General features: G+C 55.3%; 5 protein-coding genes and 1 pseudogene. 4 read left to right on the forward strand and 2 right to left on the reverse strand.

Translation table 11 applies throughout. The features are described 5' to 3' along the window. From ACLQ7H_RS11670 to recD, 3 genes and pseudogenes are all read left to right on the forward strand, one after another. A pseudogene (locus ACLQ7H_RS11670) lies at positions 1–306 on the forward strand (pitrilysin); the annotation flags it as partial. After that, positions 303–3,854, forward strand: a complete 3,552-nt coding sequence (gene recB / locus ACLQ7H_RS11675) for an exodeoxyribonuclease V subunit beta (RefSeq protein ID WP_411752805.1) — start codon at positions 303–305, stop codon at positions 3,852–3,854. The pseudogene ACLQ7H_RS11670 and the gene recB, both read left to right, overlap by 4 nt. Continuing rightward, a complete protein-coding gene (gene recD, locus ACLQ7H_RS11680; RefSeq protein ID WP_411752806.1) occupies positions 3,851–5,701 on the forward strand; it encodes an exodeoxyribonuclease V subunit alpha in 1,851 nt (616 codons plus the stop codon). The genes recB and recD overlap by 4 nt, the downstream gene beginning before the upstream one ends. Before the next feature lie 4 nt (positions 5,702–5,705). On the opposite strand, the gene ACLQ7H_RS11685 is transcribed toward recD, so the two are convergent. Beyond that, entirely contained in the window at positions 5,706–6,377 is a 672-nt protein-coding gene (locus ACLQ7H_RS11685; protein ID WP_411752807.1) for a hypothetical protein, read from the reverse strand. A gap of 241 nt (positions 6,378–6,618) precedes the next feature. After that, positions 6,619–7,944, reverse strand: coding sequence for an amino-acid N-acetyltransferase (gene argA / locus ACLQ7H_RS11690; protein ID WP_411752808.1), 1,326 nt, complete (start codon positions 7,942–7,944; stop codon positions 6,619–6,621). A 228-nt stretch (positions 7,945–8,172) separates the two neighbouring features. On the opposite strand from argA, the gene amiC reads away from it, so the two are divergent. Further along, positions 8,173–9,423 carry an N-acetylmuramoyl-L-alanine amidase AmiC gene (amiC, locus tag ACLQ7H_RS11695; RefSeq protein WP_411752809.1) on the forward strand — a complete coding sequence of 417 codons (1,251 nt, stop codon included), beginning with the start codon at positions 8,173–8,175 and terminating at the stop codon, positions 9,421–9,423. Positions 9,424–9,590 lie beyond the last annotated feature (167 nt).

A 9,590-nucleotide genomic window follows, 5' to 3' on the forward strand; every position in this document is an offset into this window, starting at 1 on the left:
CTGCAACAGCGTCCACAGACCTTGGGTGAAGAAGCGGGCCTTTTCAGTAGCGATTTCGTTCGCGGTAATTTCGCCTTTGATACCCGTGAAAAGCTGATTGCCCAGGTGCAGACTCTAACGCCTGCCAAACTGGCGGATTACTTCCATCAGGCGGTGATTAAGCCACAGGGTCTGGCACTGTTGTCTCAGGTGAGTGGCAGCAGCCAGCAGAAAGCCGACTTTGCTGCGCCGGGTGAAGGTTGGGTGACCTATCCTAACGCCTCGTCCCTGCAAAAAACGCTGCCTCGTAAAGTGGCGACGCCATGACGAAAGGCGTTCCTCAGCGGCTTGATCCACTGACGTTGCCGCTGTTTGGTGAGCGGCTGATCGAAGCCTCGGCAGGGACAGGGAAGACCTTCACTATCGGTGCTTTGTATCTGCGTTTGCTGCTTGGCTTAGGCCAGGCAGCGGCGTTTCCACGGCCGCTCACGGTAGAAGAGATCCTGGTGGTTACCTTTACCGAAGCGGCGACGGAGGAACTCCGGGGCCGCATTCGTAGCAATATCCACGCATTACGCATTGCCTGCGTACGCGGGCATAGCTCAGATCCGCTGTTTGCCGCGCTGATGGCGGAAATTGGCAATCTGCCCGAGGCCGCAGCGCAGTTGCTGGCCGCCGAGCGCCAGATGGACGAAGCGGCGATCTACACTATCCACGGTTTTTGTCAGCGAATGCTCACTCACAACGCATTTGAGTCGGGCATTCTGTTTGAACAAACGCTGGTGCAGGACGAATTGCCGTTACGCCGTCAGGCCTGCGCCGATTTTTGGCGGCGTCACTGTTATCCATTGCCAATGGGCGTTGCCCGGGCGGTTAGCCAGGAGTGGAGCGGCCCAGAGGCCCTGTTGAGCGATCTCTCGGGCTATCTGCATGGCGAGGCACCCACTCTGCGTCAGCCACCGAAAGATGAAGAAACGGTGCTGATGCGCCATGAACAGATCGTCGCGCGAATTGATGCCCTCAAGGCGCAATGGCAGGCAGCGGCGGCCGATCTGGAAGCGCTCATCAGTCAGTCTGGCGTCGACAAACGCAGCTACAGCAGCAAACATTTACCCAACTGGCTGAATAAGGTGGGGGAATGGGCGGGGCAGGAAACCGAAGATTACCAGTTACCCAAAGAGCTGGAGAAGTTCCGCCAATCGGTGCTGCTGGAGAAAACCAAAAAAGGTGAAGCCCCGCGGCATCCGCTGTTTGTGGCGATTGATGAGCTGTTTGCCGAACCCTTGACGCTGCGTGACCTGATCATGGCACGGGCGCTGAGTGAAATACGCCTTTCTATTCAACAGGAAAAACGCCAGCGTGCTGAACTGGGTTTTGACGATCTGCTCAGCAGGCTGGATGCGGCACTGCAAAGCGCCGGTGGTGAACAATTGGCGCTGGCGATCCGTCAGCGTTATCCGGTGGCGATGATCGATGAGTTTCAGGATACCGACCCACAGCAGTACCGGATCTTCCAGAAACTGTATGTTGGCCGGGAAGAGTGCGGCCTGCTGCTGATCGGGGATCCCAAACAAGCGATTTACGCCTTCCGTGGGGCAGACATCTTTACCTATATGAAGGCTCGCTCAGAGGTAAGTGCCCACTACACCTTAGAGACCAACTGGCGCTCTTCACCGGCTATGGTTGGCAGCGTTAACCGCCTGTTTACCCAAGTGGAAAAGCCGTTCCTGTTTGGCCAAATCCCGTTTATCGAGGTTGCGGCCGCAGCGAAGAATCAGGAATTGGTCTTCGAGTGGCAGAATAAGCCGCAACCGGCCATGCAATTCTGGTTGCAACCCGGGGATGGGGCCGGAGTAAGTGATTACCAACAATTAATGGCGCGCTTGTGCGCCGCCCAGATCTGCGACTGGTTGAGTGCCGGGCAGGCTGGGGAAGCCTGGCTGGTCAAAGGGGAGCAACGCCGCCACGTTCAGGCATCGGATATTACCATTCTGGTGCGCAGCCGCGCCGAAGCGGCGTTGGTGCGTGATGCACTCAGCGCGCTGGCCATCCCTTCGGTTTACCTTTCCAATCGTGATAGCGTGTTTGATACGCCGGAAGCCAAAGATTTACTGTGGCTGCTACAGGCGGTGCTGGCTCCCGAACAGGAGCGAACCCTGCGTTGCGCGTTGGCCACCGGACTGTTGGGGCTGGACGCTTTGACGCTGGACGAACTAAACCATAATGAGTCCGCTTGGGATGATTTGGTCAACGAGTTTGATGAGTATCGTAGCCACTGGGTGCGACGTGGCGTGTTGCCGATGCTGCGCGAGGTGATGGCCAAGCGGCATCTGGCTGAAAATCTACTGGCCAGCCCTGGGGGCGAGCGCCGTTTGACCGATGTCATGCACCTGGGGGAACTGTTGCAGGAAGCCACGGCGCAGTTGGACGGTGAACATGCGCTGGTGCGCTGGTTGGCGCAGCAGATCGCTCAGCCGAATCGCCAGTCGGACAATCAGCAACTGCGGCTGGAAAGCGACCGCCATCTGGTGCAGGTGATCACTATCCACAAGTCGAAAGGGCTAGAGTTCGATCTGGTATGGCTGCCTTTTGTGGGGAATTTCCGCCAGCAGCAACAGGTGCTGTACCACGATCGCCAGACCTTTAAAGCCCTGCTGGATCTTAATGCCAACGAAGAAAGCGTGGCCTGGGCGGAAGAGGAACGGTTGGCAGAGGATTTACGCTTGCTGTATGTGGCGCTGACCCGTTCGGTGTATCACTGCAGCATCGGTATTGCGCCGTTGTTCCTCGGTACGCGCAAGAAGCAGGGCGAGACGGATTTGCACCGTAGCGCACTGGGATATCTGGTGCAGGCGGGGCAAGCGGGCGATGCCGCCTATCTGCAGACCTGCCTACAGCAGTTGGCAACCCAAGGCATCGCACTGTCGCTGGTGGATGCGCCGGGTGAACAGAGCTGGCAGCCCCAGATGGCAACCGCCGCAGAACTGACGGCCAGGCAGTTTCCTCGCAGGATGCAGGACTTCTGGCGGGTAACCAGCTATACCGGCTTGCAACAGCATGGCTCAAGCCGGATGCAGGAGCTGTTGCCGCGCCTGGACGTTGATGCCGTTGGCGAGGGCGACATAACTACACCACCCGCATTTACTCCCCATACTTTCCCGCGCGGTGCGGCCCCCGGAACTTTCCTGCACAGCCTGTTTGAGGAGCTGGACTTTACCCAGCCGTTAGATGAACAGTGGCTGCTGGAGCAGTTGCAACAGCAAGGGCTGGAGGAACATTGGTTGCCGGTATTATCCGGCTGGATGCAGGTGTTGCTGAATGCGCCGCTTAATAACAGCGGCGTCGCGCTTTCCGCCTTACCGGCGGGAACCAGGCAGGCAGAATTGCAGTTCTATCTGCCGATCGGTGGCCTGCTGCAAGCGCAGCAGCTGGATGAACTGGTAAAACGCTACGATCCCCTTTCTGCTGGCTGCCCCGCGCTGGATTTCCAACAGGTTCAGGGCATGCTGAAGGGCTTTATCGATCTGGTGTTCTGCTGGCAGGGCAAATACTACCTGCTGGATTACAAATCCAACTGGCTGGGCGAAGACAGCAGCGCCTATACCCAAGAGGCGATGGCGCGGGCGATGGCGGAACACCGCTACGATCTGCAATACCAACTCTATACCTTGGCGTTGCACCGCTATCTGGGGCATCGTCTGGCGGATTACGATTACCAGCGCCACTTTGGCGGGGTGATTTATCTGTTTTTACGCGGAGTGGATGCGGAGCATGCGGGCAACGGTATTTTTGCCTGCCGCCCGGAATTCGCCCTGATTGAAGGGATGGATCGCCTGTTTAGTGGTGAAACGGTCGACGTTGAGGATGGGCAATGATTGAGATTTTGCATCAGGCGTTGGCATTGGGTGCTTTGCGGCCGTTGGACGTGCAATTTGCCCAGGTGGTCGCCAACGATGATGAACCGGATATCCTGCTGGCCGCCGCCTGCCTGAGTGCGGAGGCCGGTGCGGGCCACGTTTGCCTGCTACTCGAGCAGCTATTGCCGGAAAATCTGTTTGATGGCCGCCAGCCGGAGTTGGCCTTGGCTGCCTGGCAGGCTTGTGGGCAACCGGACGTGGCGAGTTGGCAGCAGCGTCTGGCGAGATCGCCTGCGATTAGCGATGGCAGCACGGCAACGCCGATGGTACTGCAACAGCAACGGCTGTATCTGCAACGCATGTGGCAGAGCGAAGGTGACGTCGCCACTTTTATCAGTAGCGACAGTGTGCCACAGGAACTTGAAGAGGCGCAGCTACGTACTATTCTCGACCGGTTATTTGGTGCGGCTACGGATGAACCTGATTGGCAAAAAATTGCCGCAGCGGTAGCGGCTACGCGCCGCATCGCGATTATTTCCGGCGGTCCCGGCACCGGCAAAACGACTACCGTCGCCAAGCTGTTGGCGGCGCTGGTGCAGCTGGCAGATGGGGAGCGTCTGCGTATCCAACTTGCTGCACCTACTGGTAAAGCAGCGGCTCGTCTGACCGAATCCTTGGGAAGCGCTAGCCGTCAGTTGGATTTAACCCCGGAGCAACGAGCCTTATTCCCTACGGAAGCGGCGACGTTACACCGCTTGCTGGGGGCCCAGCCAAACAGCCAGCGCATGCGCTATCACCGGGGGAACCCGCTGCATCTGGATGTGCTGGTGGTGGACGAGGCTTCGATGGTGGATTTACCCATGATGGCGAGGCTGATTGCTGCCTTGCCCTCCAAGGCACGAGTCATCTTCCTTGGCGATCGCGATCAACTGGCCTCGGTGGAGGCTGGAGCCGTGCTGGGGGATATCTGCCGGTTTGCCGAGCAGGGATATAGCGAAGTCCGTGCGGCACAGTTGGCGCGTCTGACCGGTTGCCCCTTGCAAGGGCAGCCAGCGCAGGCCGAGGCAGCGGTGCGCGATAGCCTGTGCCTACTGCGCAAGAGTTACCGGTTTGATGCCAACTCCGGCATTGGCCAGTTGGCTTTGGCGGTGAACGCTGGCGATAGCAAGCGCGCCCTGGCAGCGCTGAACGGTAGCTATGCCGACGTGGCAGGTTACCCACTGGCAGAAACCGAAGATTATCAACGGCTGCTGGATAGCTGCGTTGCGGGTTATCGCGACTATCTGCGGCTGGTAGCTGAAGGGGCAGGGGCCATGACGATCCTGGATGCCTTTGGTCGCTTCCAGTTGCTCTGCGCCCTGCGGGAAGGGCCATTTGGCGTTGCCGGGCTGAATGAGCGTATCGAAAGCGGGCTGCAGCGCGCCGGTTTGATTCGGCGTAATCCTGGCCCCGCCGGGCGTTGGTATTTAGGGCGGCCGGTGATGATTGGCCGCAACGATAGCGCGCTGGGGCTGTTTAACGGCGATATTGGCATTGCCTTGCCTGGTGAGAGCGGCGATCTGCGCGTGCACTTCCAATTACCAGACGGCAGCATCAAATCGGTACAGCCTAGCCGCTTACCTGCGCATGAAACCGCCTATGCGATGACGGTGCATAAATCACAGGGGTCGGAGTTCGACCATACGGTGCTGGTGCTACCGAATCATTTTCTGCCGGTACTGACCCGTGAATTGGTTTATACCGCCATTACCCGCGCACGCCAGCGGCTTTCGCTCTATGCGGTAGACAAGGTGTTGGTGAGCGCTATCCGTACCCCCACCCAGCGCCGCAGCGGGTTAGCCGAACGCTTGCAGATTGGCAAGTAGTCAACTAATGGTCGCTGGGCGACCATTTAGCCTCTTGCTCACGCAGTTTCCATGGCTCGGGCAAACTATTTTTTATCGCCTCGGCGTAATTTATTACCAGTTTGCGAGTTTCTTCACTGTGTTGCATAAATAGTTTTAGTGGGCATATTACGTTCTGCTCAAGAGTAAACGTGCTGACTAACGCCTCGGGAATGATACCTATTGTTCTTCCCGATAATGTCTTACTGAAAAACTTCTTATTCGGTTTAAATTCGTTGTGATAAATATCTGCTGCAACCTCCAGCATATTTTGTTGCGGAAAATAAACGACGTGCCAATGCAGGCTATGCCAACGATCATCAGGTTCGTTGAGGTATAAGTTCTCCAAGCATTCCGCGCCTTCATTTCTCACCATATTCACCCTATTGTTGAAACGTTTTTTCCTTAGGATGATTTGTGAAATTGTGAAAATAACAATGACGAAGAAACTTAAAAAATAAGACAGTAAAAATGCAGAAATACACCAGTAACCTGTCCCAAAAGCATAAATAAAGGAGGTTAAAACCATGCTTGCCAGCAGGGATAGTAAATATACCATGATAGAGAAGCGTTTGTTATCACGCTTTATTTTTATAAAGCTATAAATAAATAAGCATAATATTAAACCATAAAAAAAGATCAGTGAACGATCTAACATGATAGCTTCTCCCTATCTATCAACAATTAACTGTCTTTCCCTGTTTTGATTAAGTCCAGGGGTAAAAACTTGACTGGTGAGGTCAGGTTTTTTATTGTTCCCGTACAGAGGGGTAACTCCGGTTAGTGCGGGGTGCTCTCCTACTAACGTGCTCAGTATAATAGCGGAAACGTAGCTAAGGCTAGGGTTAACCACACCCTGGCCTTTAACATTAACTACTCATGCAGGCTGAAGCCAACAGTCAAAGATCGGCCAACAGGATCTTCGAGCGGCGCTGGTAGTTATATAAAGCCTGTTTCTGCATCGGCAGCACGTCGACTTCCGCCGGAGTGAAGCCGCGCTCCTGGAACCAGTGGATGCTGCGTGTGGTCAACACAAACAGCTTCAGCAGCCCCATCTGGCGCGCCTGGCTTTCTACCCGCTGCAACAGCATCTCGCCCCGCGACGAACTGCGGTAATCCGGATGTACCGCCACGCAGGCCATTTCACCAATCTTCTCTTCTGGGAACGGGTAGAGCGCCGCGCAGGCGATGGTCAGGTTATCGCGTTCGATAATCGTGAACTTGTCGATCTCCATCTCCAACTGCTCACGCGAACGGCGCACTAAAATCCCTTGTTGCTCCAATGGGCGGATCAGCTCAAGTATTCCACCGATATCATTGATGGTCGCCCTGCGTACCTGTTCGGCGCTCTCCATCACGATTTGGGTACCGATCCCGTCGCGCGAGAACAGCTCCTGTACCAATGCACCATCCTCCTGATAGCTGATCAGATGGCTGCGGCGTACCCCGCTGCGGCAGGCCTTTACCGCGCCACGCAGGAAGCGCACGGTGCCGGAATGATAGTCACCTGCCTCTTCCAACTGCTCGATACGTTTTTGCGCATCGTTGGGGAACAGTTCGGAAAGAATATTGCCTTCCTCATCGGTCACCCCTTGTGATGAACAGAAGCCGATCATTTTCTCGGCCTTCAGCTTGATTGCCAACTGGGTGGCGACTTCTTCCGAGGTCAGGTTAAAGCTTTCACCGGTTACCGACACCGCTACCGGGCCGATCAGCACGATGGCTTTGCTGTCGAGCTGGCGATGAATGGCTTCTTCATCAATCCGGCGGATACGGCCGCTGTGGCAATAATCGACGCCGTCATCCACGCCTAGAGGTTGGGCAATAATAAAGTTGCCGCTCACTACGTTGATGTGCGCCCCTTGCAATGGGGTGTTATTCAGGCTCATGGAAAGTCGTGCGGTAATATCCAGCTGTAACAAACCAGCGGCCTGCTTGACCAGCTCCAGCGTATGGGCGTCGGTCACCCGGGTATGCTTATGGTAAATCGGCTCGTAGTTATGCTGCGCCAGATTGGCGTCAATCTGCGGCCGCGCACCGTAGACCACCACCAGACGAATACCCAGGCTATGTAACAGCCCGATATCGTTGACGATACTGGAAAAGTTTTCATGTTCAATAGCTTCGCCACCTAGCATGACGACAAAGGTCTTGCCACGGTGAGTATTGATATAGGGAACTGAGTGACGGAATCCTTGCACCAGCTCTGTACTACGTTCCTTCACGGCAAGACCTCTTTTGCATATTTATACGGTATTTTTGTATTTTTATTCTTTTATCGCGCCGAAGGCAAGCGGCAAATGAGAGGTTTTTTTCAGCCAAATGCGCTAACTGATTAATAAATTGAAAGATCATAAAAAGATTTTCTGATGACAGCGGTGAATGGATTGGGTAAAGTTTTCGCCATTGTTTTTTTTTGCTGTTTTTTTAATCGTTATTTTTATCGGAGCCGCATGCCTAACTCTAATCACAATCCGGGCCGCCGTCGTTTGTTGCAGGGGGTTGCCGCAACCTGGTTGCTGAGTGTGAGTCGCGTTGGTTTCGCCGCTGCTTCTCATGTGATTGCCGTCCGTATCTGGCCTTCCTCGACCTATACCCGAGTCACGCTGGAATCCAACGTTCCACTGAAATACAAACAGTTTGCCCTGACCAATCCAGACCGCATCGTGGTGGATGTGGAAGGGGTACAGCTAAATAGCGTGCTTAAAGGGATTGCCGGGCAGGTGCGCAAAGAAGATCCCTATCTGAAACAGGCGCGGGTCGGCCAGTTTGACAAGAATACCGTCAGGCTGGTGCTGGAACTCAAGCAAAGCGTCAGCCCAAATATGTTTACCCTGACACCCGTCTCCGAATACCGCAACCGCCTGGTGATGGATCTTTATCCTACCAAGGGGGGCATCGGTGAAGAGTATGATCCGCTGCTGGCGTTGCTGGAAGATTACAACAAGGGCGATCTGGAGCGGACGTTACCGGCAGAAGCGCCGCAGGCCGGTAAGGCAGGGCGCGATCGGCCGATTGTGATCATGCTCGATCCTGGGCATGGTGGTGAAGATCCGGGGGCCATCGGCAAAAATAAAACCCGTGAAAAAGATATCGTGCTGCAGATTGCCCGTCGTCTTAGCGCGCTGATCAAACGTGAGCCAAACATGAAAGTGTTTATGACGCGCAATGAAGACGTGTTTATCCCATTAAAGGTACGTGTAGCCAAAGCGCGTAAGCAGCGGGCCGATCTGTTTGTCTCGATCCACGCCGATGCCTTCAGCAACCGTGCGGCACGCGGTTCCTCGGTGTTTGCGCTTTCTACCAAAGGGGCAACCAGCAACGCCGCCAAGTTTCTGGCGCAAACCCAGAACGCCGCCGATGACATTGGCGGGGTCAGCAAAAGTGGCGATCGCTACCTGGATCATACCATGTTCGATCTGTTGCAGACCGCCACCGTTAATGACAGCCTGAAATTCGGTAAGGAAGTGCTGAACCGGATGGGGAAGATTAACCGCCTGCACAAGAATCGTGTCGATCAGGCCGGCTTTGCCGTATTGAAGGCCCCGGATATTCCGTCGATCCTGGTGGAAACGGCGTTTATCAGCAATCTGGAAGAAGAGCGCAAGCTGCGCACCAGCCATTTTCAGCAGCAGGTGGCGGAGTCTATCTTCGCCGGGATCAAGGCCTATTTCGCCAACGGTGGCGCATTGGCACGGCGTTAAACCAAACGTAGCCCAAGGAGGGGCAGCGGAGTAAATTGGGAAGGTAGGGGAAATTCAGATACAAAAAAACACCCGTTAAGGTGCTTGTCTGATGTTATCAAGATTGGTTGCGGGGGCCAGATTTGAACTGACGACCTTCGGGTTATGAGCCCGACGAGCTACCGGGC

It is taken from the genome of Serratia sp. (in: enterobacteria), assembly GCF_046715635.1.
Lineage (GTDB): Bacteria > Pseudomonadota > Gammaproteobacteria > Enterobacterales > Enterobacteriaceae > Chania.